This window comes from Tepidimonas fonticaldi, from assembly GCF_007556755.1.
GTDB classification, from domain to species: Bacteria; Pseudomonadota; Gammaproteobacteria; order Burkholderiales; family Burkholderiaceae_C; genus Tepidimonas; species Tepidimonas fonticaldi.
On sequence record NZ_VJOO01000023.1, the window covers coordinates 32,807 to 45,117 of the forward strand.

The window sequence follows — 12,311 nt, forward strand, 5'->3', positions numbered from 1 at the left end:
GGCAATCTAGCACAGGCGCACCAAGTCACCAACACCGCCGAGGCCGGCCACTAAAATCGGCCCATGTCCGCAGACGACGCCCCCGTCAACTTGACGCATCACTTTTTGATCGCCATGCCCGGGCTGAATGACGAGCTGTTCGGCCGCAGCGTGGTGTATGTGTGCGAGCACACGCCCAAGGGGGCGCTGGGGTTGATCGTCAACAAGCCCAGCGGCATCACGATCGACGACTTGTTCCAGCGGCTGGACCTGCCGCTGGGTCGCCCGGACTGGGCGGGGATGCCGGTGCTGCGGGGCGGGCCGCTGCAGACCGAGCGCGGCTTTGTGCTGCACGAGGACATGGGCGAGCCGCTGCCGCTGATGGTGGCGCAGCCCCCCCGCGCGGTCGCCGACACCCCGGCGCCGGCGTCGGCCGTGCCCGCGTTGCTGCAGGCCGCGGGCGCCGCGCCTGCGGTGGATGCGCCGGCTTCTTCCACCGGGGAGGGGGCTGCGTCGCCCAGCGGGCGCCCCACGGTCTACGCCTCGTCGCTCAAGGTGGCGGGCAGCGGCCTGGAGCTGACCACGTCGCGCGACGTGCTGGAAGCCGTCTCCGCCGGGGCGGGGCCGCGCCAGATCCTGATCACGCTGGGCTATGCCTCGTGGGGCGAGGGGCAGTTGGAGTCGGAGCTGGGCGACAACGCCTGGCTGACGGTGCCGGCCGATCCGGCTCTGCTGTTCGAGGTGCCGCTGGAGGAGCGCTACGAGCGCGCCATGGCCTTGCTGGGCGTGCAGCCGTGGATGCTGGCGCCGGGTGCGGGGCGGGCATGACCACCTGGGGGGCGGTGCCCGCGGGCGCGCAGACCTTTTTGGCCTTCGACTGGGGCGAGCGGCGGGTGGGTGTGGCCAGCGGCAACGCCATCACCCGCACCGCCACGCCGTTGCCCACTGTGCAGGCGCAGGGCGACGCCCGCTGGCAGCGCCTGGTCGCCGTCATCCGCGAGTGGCGGCCAGACGCCCTTGTGGTGGGGGTGCCCTGCCACCCGGACGGCACCCCGCACGAGCAGACGCAGCGCGCCCGGCGCTTTGCGCGGCAGTTGCACGGCCGCAGCGGCTTGCCGGTGGTGGAGGTGGACGAGCGCTACAGCAGCACCGAGGCACACGCCCTGGGGGCCGACGATGCCGACGCGGGCGCGGCCTGCATCATCCTGGAACAATTTTTGAGGAGCCTGCCATGACCGCCGATCCCGCCCCCGCCGCCGCGGGCGCCGCCGGTGTCCTGCCGTTGGACGCCGAGGCCCTGTATGCCGAGCTGCGCCGCGCCGTTCAGGCCCTGCTGGCCAGCGGGCCGCAGCCCACGCACCTGGTGGGCGTCGTCTCGGGCGGGGCGTGGCTGGCTGCCCGGCTGCACCGCGAGCTGGGCCTGCCCGGCGCGCCCGGCGTCATCGCCGCCACGCTGCACCGCGACGACTACGCCCAGCGCGGCCTGGCCCCGGCGGCCGCACAGACCCACCTGCCTTTCGAGGTGGAGGGCGCGCATGTGCTGCTGATCGACGACGTGCTCTACACCGGGCGCACCCTGCGCGCGGTGCTCAATGAACTGTTCGACTACGGCCGGCCGGCCAGCGTGCGGCTGGCGGTGCTGGTGGACCGTGGCGGGCGCGAGTTGCCGGTGGCCGCCGACGCCGCGGCCGTGCGGCTGCCGCTGCCCGCGCACCAGTCCTTCGAGCTGGTGCAGGATGCGGACGGGCGTTTTGGCTTCGTGCTGCTGGACCGCGCCGCCTCCCGCCTGGGCTGAACCCCGGAGCCCCCTGCCATGAAAAACCCCCAACTCAACCGCCATGGCGAGCTGATCCACCTGCTGTCCACGGAGGGGCTGCCGCGCGCCATCCTGACCCAGATCCTGGACACGGCGGCGCAGTTCGTCAGCGTCAACGACCGCGAGGTCAAGAAGGTGCCGCTGCTGCGCGGCAAGAGCGTGTTCAACCTCTTCTTCGAGAACAGCACGCGCACCCGCACGACCTTCGAGATCGCCGCCACGCGCCTGTCGGCCGACGTGTTCAACCTGGACATCGCGCGCTCCTCCACCGCCAAGGGCGAGACGCTGCTGGACACCATCGCCAACCTCTCGGCGATGGCGGCCGACATCTTCGTCGTGCGTCACAGCGAATCCGGCGCGCCCTACCTGATTGCCCAGCACGTCGCGCCGCATGTGCATGTCATCAACGCCGGCGACGGGCGCCACGCGCACCCCACGCAGGGGCTGCTGGACATGTACACCATCCGGCACTACAAAAAGGACTTCACCCAGCTCTCGGTGGCCATTGTGGGCGACGTGCTGCACTCGCGGGTGGCGCGCTCCGACATCCACGCGCTCACCACCCTGGGCTGCCCGGACGTGCGGGTGGTCGGCCCGCGCACCCTGGTGCCCAGCGACCTGTCGCACCTGGGCGTGCGTGTCTGCCATTCGCTGGAGGAGGGCATTCGCGACTGCGACGTGGTGATCGCCCTGCGGCTGCAGAACGAGCGCATGAGCGGCGCGCTGCTGCCCTCCAGCCAGGAGTTCCACCAAAGCTTCGGCCTGACGCCGGAGCGGCTGCGCTGGGCCAAGCCGGACGCCATCGTCATGCACCCCGGGCCCGTCAACCGGGGGGTGGAGATCGACTCCAGCGTCGTGGACGGCGCGCAGAGCGTGGTGCTGCCGCAGGTCACCTTCGGCATCGCGGTGCGCATGGCGGTCATGGGCATCATCGCGGGGAACGAGGCATGAAGATACTCATCCGACAGGGCCGAGTCATCGACCCCGCCAGCGGCATCGACCGCGTGACCGACGTCGCCATCGCCGCGGGCCGCATCATCGGCATTGGCAGCGCGCCGGCCGACTTCGCGCCCAACCGCGTGATCGACGCCAGCGGCTGCTGGGTGCTGCCGGGGCTGGTCGATCTGAGCGTGCGCCTGCGCGAGCCGGGCCAGGAACACGCCGGCATGCTGGAGAGCGAGACCGCGGCGGCCGTGGCCGGTGGTGTCACCAGTCTGGTCTGCCCGCCCGACACCGACCCCGTGCTGGACGAGCCGGGCCTGGTGGACATGCTCAAGGCGCGCGCCGAAAAGCTGCACCGCGCGCGGTTGTTCCCGCTGGGTGCATTGACGCGCGGCCTGCAGGGCGAGGTGCTGGCCGAGATGGTGCAGCTCACCGAGCGGGGCTGCGTGGGCTTTGGCCAGGCGGACCGGCCGATCGTCAACACCCAGGTGCTGCAGCGCGCCTTCCAGTACGCGGCCACCTTTGGCTACACGCTGTGGCTGCGGCCGGAGGAGCCGTGGCTGTCCAAAGGCGTGATGGCCAGCGGGCCGCTGGCGACGCGCCTGGGCCTGTCCGGCGTGTCGGCGGCGTCGGAGGTGGTCGCGCTGCACACGCTGTTCGAGCTGCTGCGCGGTGTGGCCGCCGCGGCGGGGGCGGCTGCGGCGACACCGCCCGTGCGCTTGCATGTGTGCCGGCTGAGTACCGCGGCCGGCGTGGCCCTGGTGCGCCAAGCCAAGGCCGAAGGCCTGCCCGTGACCGCCGACGTCAGCGTGCACAACCTGCTGCTCACCGACACCGACATCGGCTACTACGACACCCGGCTGCGCCTGCAGCCGCCGGTGCGTCAGCAACGCGACCGCGACGCCCTGCGCCAGGCGCTGGCCGACGGCACCATCGATGCGCTGGTGTCGGACCACAACCCCGTGTCGGCCGATGCCAAGGCGGTGCCGTTTGCCGAGGCCGAACCCGGCGCCACCGCCGTGGAGCTGCTGGCGGGCCTGGCCCTCAAGTGGGCCGAGCAGGATGGCGTGCCGGCGGTCCGCGCCGCCGAGGTGCTGACGGCCGGGCCGGCGCGCGTGCTGGGCGCGCGGCTGGGGACCCTGCAGGCCAGCGTCGGCCGCCTGGCCGTGGGCGGCGTGGCCGATGTGTGCGTGCTGGATCCGGCGGCCACCTGGCGCGTGGACCCCGCCCGGCTGCGCAGCCAGGGCCGCCACACGCCGTTCGAGGGCCACGCGCTGCCCGCGAGCGTGCGGGCCACGCTGGTCGGCGGGCATGTGGCCTTCGATGCCGCGGCCTGAGACGGGCCCGGCGCGGCGCGGCCGCGGGGTGCGCGCGCTGTGGCGCGGCGCCCGTCTGCTCGCCCATGTGGTTGGGGGGCTGTGGACGGTCTGGCGGCATTTTCCGCAGTGGGACGAGGCCGCCCGTGCCGCCCGCATCCAGGCGTGGTCCGCCCGCGCGCTGGCCATTTTGGGTGTCGTGCTGCGGGTGGACGGCGCGCCGCCTGCCCGCGGTCCGCTGCTCGTCGTGTCCAATCATGTGTCGTGGCTGGACATCCTGGCGATCGACGCGGCGTGGCCGTGCCGCTTCGTCTCCAAGGCCGACGTGCGGCACTGGCCCCTGCTGGGCCGGCTGGTCGCGGGGGCCGGCACGTTCTTCATCGAGCGCGACCGCAAGCGCGATGCCCTGCGGGTGGTGCACCACTTGGCCGAGCGGCTGCAGGCGGGCGATGTGCTGGCCGTGTTCCCGGAGGGCACCACCAGCGACGGCCGCTCCGTGCTGCCCTTTCACGCCAACCTGCTGCAGGCGGCGGTGGCCACGGGTGCCCCGGTCCAACCCTTGGGCCTGGCCTACCGGCCCATGGGGGCGGCGGCGGATGCCCTCGCCCGCCACGACGCCCCGGTGTATGTGGGTGATGCGACGCTGCTCGCCTCCGTCTGGCGCGTGCTCACCGCCACCGATCTGGCCGTCCACCTGCGTTGGGGGGAGCCCCAAACGGCGGACGGGCGCGACCGCCGCACCTGGGCTGCCGATTTGCGCGCCCATGTCGCCGTGCTGGCGGGACTGCCGCCGCCGGCCGACTGACCCGCGTCACCCAACCGACAGCACCCCCGCCGCGCGTTTCGTGACAATCGGGGGACAATTGCGCTTTTACCCATCCGGGTACCCGAAGGAGCCGTCACCTTGCCACTGCCACCCCCTGCTGCCCGCCAGCCCATGCACACCCGCCGCGTCGAGTTCCGCGGTTACCGGCGCGACGACGGTCTGTGGGACATCGAGGCGGAGCTGACCGACGTCAAGCCCTACGGATTCGAAATCGAGGGCGAGGGCGCCTGGTCGCCCGGCCAGCCCATCCACCACATGCACCTGCGCGTGACGCTGGACGACGCATGGACCATCCGCGACATCGCCGTCGCGATGGATGCCCATCCGCACGCGCCGTGTCCGCAGACCATGGCACCCTTGCGCGGCCTCATCGGTGAGCGCATGGGGCGCGGCTGGCGCAAGATCATCGAACAGCGCATGGGGGGCGAGCGCGGCTGCACCCATCTGCGCGACTTGCTGGTGCAACTGGCCACGGCCGCCTTCCAGACGCGGGCGCCGGACGCTTTTGCGCCAGGGGACGACGGACGCCCCCCGCCGCACTTGGGCACATGCCTGACCTGGGCGTTCGACAGCCCGGTCGTCCAGCGGCGCTACCCCTTGTTTTACCGACCGCGCGCGTCGCAGGAGGCCGTCTCGTGATCCGGGATTTCCGTTTTTCGCTGGTGTTTTCGGCCGTCTGCCTGGGGCTGGCGGCGTGGTGGGGGCTGCAGTCTCCCATGGGGCTGTGGACGGCCTTGTGGCTGACCGCGGTGCTGGCCATTCTGGAGGTGAGCCTCTCCTTCGACAACGCGGTCGTCAACGCCGGGGTGCTGCGCTACATGAGTCCGCTGTGGCGGCAGCTCTTCCTCACCATCGGCATCCTGATCGCGGTCTTTGGCATGCGGCTGGTGTTTCCCATCATCATCGTCGCGGTGTCGGCCGACATCGGCTGGGGCGAGACGGTGCGCCTGGCGCTGCAGCAGCCGGACGAGTACTCGCGCGTGCTCACGGGGGTCTATCCGGTCATCTCGGCCTTTGGCGGGATGTTCCTGCTGCTGGTGTTCCTCAATTTCCTGTTCGATCGCAACAAGGAGACGCACTGGCTCGGGCCGCTGGAGCGGCGCATGGTGCGGGCCGCCAAGTTCGACGAGATCAGCGTCTTCATCGCGCTGGTGGTGGTGTTTTCCACCCGCTGGTGGGTGCCGGAGGCGGAGCAGACCCGGGTGTTCGTCGCCGGCATCGCGGGCATCCTGCTTTATCTGGCCGTGGATGCCGTGGGTGCGCTCTTCGAGTCGGAGGAGGCGGGCGACGCCGCCGTCGCCGCCATGCACCGCTCGGGATTTGCCAGCTTTTTGTATCTGGAGGTGCTCGACGCCTCGTTCTCGTTCGACGGGGTGATCGGGGCGTTTGCCATCACCAAGGATGTCGTCATCATCATGCTGGGGCTGGCCATCGGCGCCATCTTCGTGCGCTCGATGACCGTGTACCTGGTCAACCGCGGCACGCTGGAGGCCTATGTCTACCTGGAGCACGGCGCCCACTATGCGATCGGCGCGCTGGCGGCGATCATGATCCTGGGCACCGTCGCCCACGTCCCCGAGGTGGTCACCGGCCTGATCGGGGTGGGCTTCATCGCGGCGGCGGTCGCCTCGTCGGTGCGCGAGCGGCGACGCCAGAGCGGTTGACGGCCGGCCGTCAGCCCTCCAGCAGGTCGGCCAGCGCCCGCGCCACCACCCGGGTGGCGCGCCGCAGGTCTTCCAGCACCAGGTGCTCGTCGGCCCGTTTGGCGTTGGACTCGCGCACCGTGCGCGGCCCCGCGCCGTAGATCACGCCGGGGATGCCGCGCTCCACATACAGCCGCACATCGGTGTAGAGCGGCGTGCCGACGGCGGGGATGGCCTCGCCCAGCACGGCCTGCGCATGGCGCTGCAGCGCCTGCACCAGCGGGCGGGCACCGGGCAGCGGGCGCATGGCGCGTGCCAGCAGCAGCCGGCGTACCGTCACCGTCAACGCCCGGCCGCCGCGCGGCGGCGCAAAACTGGCGGCCGCCTGGGCGATCGTGCGGCGCAGCGCGGCTTCCACCTCGGCCGGGTCTTCCTCCGGGATCATGCGGCGGTCCAGCTTGAACACCACCTTGCCGGGCACGACATTGGTGTTGGTGCCCCCTTCGATGCGGCCGATGTTCAAGTACGGGTGGGTGATGCCCTCCACCCCCGAGCGCACCGCCAGGTACTCGGCATTGAGCCGATAGAGCGCCTGCAGAATGTGCACGGCGCCCTGCAGCGCGTCCGTGCCGGTGTCGGGGATGGCGGCGTGCGCCATCTCGCCCTCCACCGTCACTTCGAGCTGCAGGCAGCCGTTGTGTGCCGTGACCACCTGGTAGCTGAAGCCGGCGGCCATCATCAGGTCGGGGCGGGTCAGGCCGCGCTCCAGCAGCCAGCCCGGCCCCAGCTCGCCGCCAAACTCCTCGTCATAGGTGAAGTGCAGCTCCACCGTGCCGCGCCTCGGGCGGGCGACGGCCTCCAGTGCCCGCACCGCATAGACGTAGGTGGCAAAGTCGCTCTTGCTCACCGCCGCCGCGCGGCCGTAGAGTTTGCCGTCCACGATCTCGCCGCCATACGGATCGTGCGTCCAGCCATCGCCCGGGGGGACCACGTCGCCGTGGGCGTTGAGCGCGATCACCGGGTGGCGCGCCGCCTCGCCGTCGCCGTAGGGCCGGCGCACGATCAGGTTGGTGATCGAGGTCAGCCCGGCGGCCTGGACCACCTCCGCGGGTACCGGGTGGCGCTCCACCGCCCAGCCCAGGGCCTCCAGGGCCGCGGCGGTCACTTCGGCATGGCGGGCGTTGTCGCCGGGCGGGGTGTCGGTGGGCACGCGCACCAGCGTTTGCAAAAAGCGCACCTGTTCGTCGAAGTGCGCATCGATCCAGGCGTCCAGCGCAGCGTGGTCCAGGGGGGGGCGGGTCATGGCAGTGGGGTGGCAAAGCGAGGGGAAGGGGTGGCGGGGGCGGTCAGGCCAACTCGGCCGCCAGATCGCGCAGCAGGCGCGCAAAGGCCTGCACCGCCAGCTCGATGTCGTCGCTGGTGGTGGACTCCAGCGGGTTGTGGCTGATGCCGCCGTTTTCGCCGCGCACGAACAGCATGGCCTGGGGCAGGCGGCGGTGCAGCATCATCGCGTCGTGGCCGGCGCCACTGGGCAGGTGGTGCAGGGGCAGCCCCAGAGCGGCGACGGCGCGTTCCCAGCGGGCTTGCCAGGCGGGGTCGCTCGGGGCGGCGCTGGCGCGCAGCGTCTCGCGCAGCGTCAGTGTCAGGCCGCGCCGCGCGGCGATCGCATGGGCGGCCTCCAGAACGGCCTGCGCCAGGGCGTCGCGGGCGGCGTCCGTGGGGGCGCGCAGGTCCAGGCTGAAGCGGCACCGCCCGGGCACCACGTTGATCGAGCCCGCGGGCACCTCCAAGATGCCCACCGTGCCGACCGTGCCCGGGTGCTGGCGCGCCAGCCGTTCCACGGCCAGGGTCAGCTCGGCGGCGCCCGCCGCGGCGTCGCGCCGCTGCGTCATCGGGGTGGTACCGGCGTGGCAGGCCACGCCGGCGTATTCGCCCAGCCAGCGCACGCTGCCGTTGATGCCGGTGACGATGCCCAGCGGCCGGTTGGCCTCCGACAGCACCGGCCCCTGCTCGATGTGGACTTCCACGAAGCCCAGGTAGCGCCCCGGGTCGCGCGCGCAGGCGGCGATGGCGGCCTGGGTGCCGGGCAGGCCCGCGCGGCGCATGGCCTCGGCCATGGGGATGCCGTCCGCGTCCGTCAGGTCCAGCCAGGCGGGGTCGAAGGCGCCCACCAGCGGGGCCGAGCCCAAAAAGGTGGCCGGGTAGCGCTGGCCTTCCTCTTCGGCAAAGGCCACCACCTCGATGCCGAAGGGCAGGCGCTCGCCCCGCGCGTGCAGCGCCTGCACCGCCGCCAGCGGCACCGCAATGCCCAGCCGGCCGTCGTGGGGGCCGGCGCGGCGTACCGTGTCGTAATGGCTGCCGGTCAATAACCACGGGGCATCGGGCCGCTGCCCGGCGTAGCGCCCCACCACATTGCCCACGGCGTCGGTGTCCACCGTGTCGCAGCCCGCCGCACGCATCCACCCCGCAATGTCGGCCGCGCAGGCGCGGTGCGCCGCGCTCAGGTAGGTCACGGTCAGGTGTTCCGGGTGTTCGCTGTGGCGTGCCAGGGCCGCCAGTTGGTCCCACACCGCATGGCCGGCGGTGGGCTCCCAGCCCAGCTTGTCGTGCAGGCGGATTTCCGCGATGCGGTGGATCTGCCGCAGGCACTCGCGCCGCTCGTCGTCCGGGTGCGCGTGCAGCCGGCGCTCGAAGGCGGCGATGATCTGCGCGCGCGACAACCCCCGGCCGCGCGGTCCGCGCACCGCCAGAATGAACGGCCAGCCAAAGCGGGCCCGGTACTCGGCGTTGAGCCGTTGCAGCGTGGCGTATTCCTCGGGCGTGCAGTGCGTCAGACCGGCGCGGCTTTGCTCATCGGTGGATTCGGCGGTCAGTGTGCCGGCCACCATGGCCTTGCCGGCCAGCTCCGGGTGGGCGCGGATGAGCGCCAGTTGCGCCTGCACATCGGCCCGGGCCACGACGTCGGCGCAGGCGGCGACCAGGGCCGCGGGGGTGGCGAACGGCCGCCGCGCCAGCGCAGAGCGCACGATCCACGGTGAATGTTCGTACAGCCCGTCCAGCCGCGCGCACGCCTCGTCCAGCGGGGCGGCGTTCAGGGCGTCGAGGGCGGGGATGCCGGTCGTCATGCCGTGCCCTCCGATGCGGTGGGATAGGGGTGGGTGTCGCGCCAATGGCGGGCGATGTCCACGCGCCGCGCCACCCAGACGTGCGGATGCCGCTGCACATGGTCCAAAAAGCGTTGCAGTGCCCCGATGCGGCCGGGGCGCCCGAGCAGCCGGCAGTGCATGCCGATGCTCATCATCTGCGGGCGGTCCAGCCCGTCCGGATCGCCCTCGGCATACAGCGCGTCGAAGGTGTCGCGCAAATAGTGGAAGAACGGATCGGCGTGCGAATAGCCCTGCGGCAGCGAAAACCGCATGTCGTTGCAGTCCAGCGTGTACGGCACCACCAGGTGCGGCACCACGGTGCCGTCGCTGCGGCGCACGCGCATCCAGAACGGCAGGTCGTCGCCGTAGTAGTCGCTGTCGTACAGGAAGCCACCGTGGTCCACCACCAGCCGCCGCGTGTTCGGGCTGTCGCGCCCCGTGTACCAGCCCAGCGGGGGCTCGCCGGTCAGGGCGGTCTGGATGGCCACCGCCTGCGCCAGGTGGGCGCGCTCGGTGGCCTCGTCCACCTGCTGGTAGTGGATCCACTTGAGGCCGTGGCAGGCGATTTCGTGGCCGGCGGCCCGGCAGGCGGCCGCCACCTCGGGGTGGCGCTGCAGTGCGCTGGCCACGCCAAATACGGTCAGCGGCAGACCGCGGGATTCGAACTCGCGCAGAATGCGCCAGACCCCCACGCGCGAGCCGTACTCGTAGATGCTCTCCATGCTCAGGTGGCGGTCGGGGTAGGCGGCCGGCGCGAACATTTCGGACAAAAACGTCTCGCTGGCCGCGTCGCCGTGCAGCACGCAGTTCTCGCCGCCTTCTTCGTAATTGAGGACGAATTGCACGGCGATGCGCGCGCCCCCCGGCCAGCGCGCGTGCGGCGGGCGGCGGCCATAGCCGATCAGGTCGCGCGGATAGGGGGCGGTGCTGTCGTACACGGTGGGCATGGGTCGGGCGGGGGTCAGGTCAGCGCGAGCGCCAAATCGGCGCTGGGCCGGGGGTGGTCGAACGACAGGCCGGCCACCACGTGTTCCAGGTGCTCGGCCATCAGGCGCGCGGCACGCTCGCCGTCACCCGCAGCCAGCGCGTCCACGATGGCCACGTGCTCGTCGCTGGAGTGGCGGGCGGCCGGGTCGTTTTGGTACATCAGCGTGATGAGCGCGCTGCGCGAGAGCAGCTCGCCCAGTATCTCTGCCAGGACCCGATTGCCCGACAGTTCGGCCAGCCGCAGGTGGAAGTCGCCCAGCAACTGGTTGCGGCCCGCGACGTCGTGCCGGGCAATGGCGTCCTGCTCGGCCCGCAGATGCTCGCGCAGGGTGTGCAGATCGGCGGCGCCGAGCCGTCCCGCCAGCCCGCGCACCAGGTCCACCTCCAGCGTGCGGCGCACGGCCAGCAGTTGGCGCGCCTCGTCCGCCGAGGGGGCGGCGACGAAGGCACCGCGCGCCGGCTCCAGCCGTACCAAGCGGTTTTGCGCCAACTGGTGCAGGGCCTGCCGCACCAGCGTGCGCGAGACGCCAAAGTGCGCCGCCAGACGCAGTTCGGGCAGTTTGGTGCCCGGCAGCAGCCGGTGCTCGACGATGGCGCGCGTCAGCGCATCGACGATGTCGCGGGTGCTGGTGTGGGCCATGGGCGCATCATAGCCACAAAGCCCGCAATCTGTATACACTTTGGTGCACAACACAACCCGATCTGGAGGCGCCATGGGCCTGAGCACGCACGTCCTCGACACCATGCACGGCTGCCCGGCCGCTGGCATGGCGGTTTCCCTGTTCGCCACGGGCGCGGGCGAGCCCCGGCTGATCAAGCGCGTGGTGCTCAACGCCGATGGGCGCAATCCGGACGGCCCGCTGCTCGCGACGGGCGAGCTGAGCGCCGGCACCTACCGGCTGGTGTTCGAGGTGGCGGACTACTTTCGGTCCCGCCAGGTGGCGCTGCCGCAGCCGCCGTTTCTGGACCGCGTGGCGCTGGATTTTGGGGTGGCCGATCCGCAGGCGCACTACCACGTGCCCCTGCTGGTCAGTCCCTGGAGCTATGCCACCTACCGCGGCAGTTGAGCGGGTTGGGTCGCCGCGTCCTCGCCTTGCGCGATGCGGGTGGCGGCGCTGCCCGCCGGCGCCTTGCGTGCTGCCGTCGTGGGCGCTTGACGCGATTTGGCCGCAGCCGCCGGGCGGCTGGCCGCGGGGCTTGTGGCGGGCTTGGTCGCCCGTGCCGGCGGCGGGGGCATGCGGTCGAGCTGGCCTTCGGTCAGCGTGTCGAGCTGGAAGGTGCCGCTCTTGTCCCACAGCCAGGTGTCGGTGTAGCTGACGCCCCCCAGGCGCTGGGGGGCGGGGAAGGGGGCCGCCGCCCGTACCAGCCGTTCGATCTCGGCCTTGACGTGCGGCACGTGGTCCGGCGCGCGCATCCATTCGAAGCGCCGCAGCTCGCCGCGCGGGCCGATGTCCAGCCGCATCACGCCCACGGCCTGGATCAGCGGGGGCAGCTTGCCGCGAAACACCCGGTCGCCATAGTGTCCGTACAGGTGCTGGGCGCCGTCGCGACGGTAGTCGCGCTCGTTTGCCGCGAGGGAGACCTTACCCGTGAACGGCGGCTCTAGCGCCGGCGCCGGGGGCGGCGGCGCTAGAGCCGCCGTTCACGGGTAAGGTC

General features: G+C 72.0%; 14 protein-coding genes. 9 read left to right on the forward strand and 5 right to left on the reverse strand.

Annotated elements, in window-relative coordinates; genetic code table 11:
- The first annotated feature begins 63 nt into the window (after nt 1–63).
- From Tfont_RS10985 to Tfont_RS11020, 8 genes are all read left to right on the forward strand, one after another.
- The gene (locus Tfont_RS10985) at nt 64–807 is read left to right on the forward strand and encodes a YqgE/AlgH family protein (protein ID WP_143969475.1); all 744 of its coding nucleotides are present in this window, start codon (nt 64–66) and stop codon (nt 805–807) included.
- The gene (gene ruvX / locus Tfont_RS10990) at nt 804–1,214 is read left to right on the forward strand and encodes a Holliday junction resolvase RuvX (RefSeq protein WP_068606574.1); all 411 of its coding nucleotides are present in this window, start codon (nt 804–806) and stop codon (nt 1,212–1,214) included. Before Tfont_RS10985 ends, ruvX begins: the two co-directional genes overlap by 4 nt.
- Nucleotides 1,211–1,774: a bifunctional pyr operon transcriptional regulator/uracil phosphoribosyltransferase PyrR gene (gene pyrR, locus Tfont_RS10995; protein ID WP_143969476.1), complete on the forward strand. Its 564-nt coding sequence runs from the start codon at nt 1,211–1,213 to the stop codon at nt 1,772–1,774. The genes ruvX and pyrR overlap by 4 nt, the downstream gene beginning before the upstream one ends.
- Nucleotides 1,775–1,792: 18 nt before the next feature.
- A complete protein-coding gene (locus Tfont_RS11000; RefSeq protein WP_068606570.1) occupies nt 1,793–2,746 on the forward strand; it encodes an aspartate carbamoyltransferase catalytic subunit in 954 nt (317 codons plus the stop codon).
- Entirely contained in the window at nt 2,743–4,074 is a 1,332-nt protein-coding gene (locus Tfont_RS11005) for a dihydroorotase (RefSeq protein ID WP_068606568.1), read from the forward strand. Before Tfont_RS11000 ends, Tfont_RS11005 begins: the two co-directional genes overlap by 4 nt.
- A complete protein-coding gene (locus Tfont_RS11010; protein WP_143969477.1) occupies nt 4,061–4,858 on the forward strand; it encodes a lysophospholipid acyltransferase family protein in 798 nt (265 codons plus the stop codon). Before Tfont_RS11005 ends, Tfont_RS11010 begins: the two co-directional genes overlap by 14 nt.
- A gap of 99 nt (nt 4,859–4,957) precedes the next feature.
- Nucleotides 4,958–5,518, forward strand: coding sequence for a DUF2889 domain-containing protein (locus Tfont_RS11015; protein ID WP_143969478.1), 561 nt, complete (start codon nt 4,958–4,960; stop codon nt 5,516–5,518).
- A complete protein-coding gene (locus tag Tfont_RS11020) occupies nt 5,515–6,543 on the forward strand; it encodes a DUF475 domain-containing protein (RefSeq protein WP_068606561.1) in 1,029 nt (342 codons plus the stop codon). Before Tfont_RS11015 ends, Tfont_RS11020 begins: the two co-directional genes overlap by 4 nt.
- A 10-nt stretch (nt 6,544–6,553) precedes the next feature.
- Here Tfont_RS11020 and Tfont_RS11025 read toward each other — a convergent pair whose 3' ends face one another.
- Genes Tfont_RS11025 through Tfont_RS11040 form a run of 4 tightly spaced genes read right to left on the reverse strand, consistent with a single transcriptional unit; the run spans nt 6,554 to nt 11,295 of the window.
- Nucleotides 6,554–7,825 carry a M20/M25/M40 family metallo-hydrolase gene (locus Tfont_RS11025; RefSeq protein WP_143969479.1) on the reverse strand — a complete coding sequence of 424 codons (1,272 nt, stop codon included), beginning with the start codon at nt 7,823–7,825 and terminating at the stop codon, nt 6,554–6,556.
- Nucleotides 7,826–7,868: 43 nt separating this feature from the next.
- A complete protein-coding gene (gene uraD, locus Tfont_RS11030; RefSeq protein ID WP_143969480.1) occupies nt 7,869–9,647 on the reverse strand; it encodes a 2-oxo-4-hydroxy-4-carboxy-5-ureidoimidazoline decarboxylase in 1,779 nt (592 codons plus the stop codon).
- Nucleotides 9,644–10,615, reverse strand: coding sequence for an allantoinase PuuE (gene puuE, locus Tfont_RS11035; RefSeq protein ID WP_068610612.1), 972 nt, complete (start codon nt 10,613–10,615; stop codon nt 9,644–9,646). The genes uraD and puuE overlap by 4 nt, the downstream gene beginning before the upstream one ends.
- A 14-nt stretch (nt 10,616–10,629) precedes the next feature.
- Complete coding sequence (locus Tfont_RS11040; protein ID WP_068610610.1) at nt 10,630–11,295, reverse strand: GntR family transcriptional regulator; 666 nt, start codon at nt 11,293–11,295, stop codon at nt 10,630–10,632.
- A 73-nt stretch (nt 11,296–11,368) separates the two neighbouring features.
- Between Tfont_RS11040 and uraH the strand changes: the two genes are divergently transcribed.
- A complete protein-coding gene (uraH, locus tag Tfont_RS11045; RefSeq protein WP_068610608.1) occupies nt 11,369–11,722 on the forward strand; it encodes a hydroxyisourate hydrolase in 354 nt (117 codons plus the stop codon).
- Here uraH and Tfont_RS14965 read toward each other — a convergent pair.
- Nucleotides 11,707–12,162, reverse strand: coding sequence for a hypothetical protein (locus Tfont_RS14965; protein ID WP_185974520.1), 456 nt, complete (start codon nt 12,160–12,162; stop codon nt 11,707–11,709). The genes uraH and Tfont_RS14965 overlap by 16 nt on opposite strands.
- Nucleotides 12,163–12,311: the final 149 nt, after the last annotated feature.

Excerpts from the sequence above, each read along its gene's own strand:
- Tfont_RS10985 (WP_143969475.1), top strand. The coding sequence starts at position 64 with ATGTCCGCAGACGACGCCCCCGTCAACTTGACGCATCACTTTTTGATC.
- ruvX (WP_068606574.1), top strand. The coding sequence starts at position 804 with ATGACCACCTGGGGGGCGGTGCCCGCGGGCGCGCAGACCTTTTTGGCC.
- pyrR (WP_143969476.1), top strand. The coding sequence starts at position 1,211 with ATGACCGCCGATCCCGCCCCCGCCGCCGCGGGCGCCGCCGGTGTCCTG.
- Tfont_RS11000 (WP_068606570.1), top strand. The coding sequence starts at position 1,793 with ATGAAAAACCCCCAACTCAACCGCCATGGCGAGCTGATCCACCTGCTG.
- Tfont_RS11005 (WP_068606568.1), top strand. The coding sequence starts at position 2,743 with ATGAAGATACTCATCCGACAGGGCCGAGTCATCGACCCCGCCAGCGGC.
- Tfont_RS11010 (WP_143969477.1), top strand. The coding sequence starts at position 4,061 with ATGCCGCGGCCTGAGACGGGCCCGGCGCGGCGCGGCCGCGGGGTGCGC.
- Tfont_RS11025 (WP_143969479.1), bottom strand. The coding sequence starts at position 7,825 with ATGACCCGCCCCCCCCTGGACCACGCTGCGCTGGACGCCTGGATCGAT.
- uraD (WP_143969480.1), bottom strand. The coding sequence starts at position 9,647 with ATGACGACCGGCATCCCCGCCCTCGACGCCCTGAACGCCGCCCCGCTG.
- puuE (WP_068610612.1), bottom strand. The coding sequence starts at position 10,615 with ATGCCCACCGTGTACGACAGCACCGCCCCCTATCCGCGCGACCTGATC.
- Tfont_RS11040 (WP_068610610.1), bottom strand. The coding sequence starts at position 11,295 with ATGGCCCACACCAGCACCCGCGACATCGTCGATGCGCTGACGCGCGCC.
- uraH (WP_068610608.1), top strand. The coding sequence starts at position 11,369 with ATGGGCCTGAGCACGCACGTCCTCGACACCATGCACGGCTGCCCGGCC.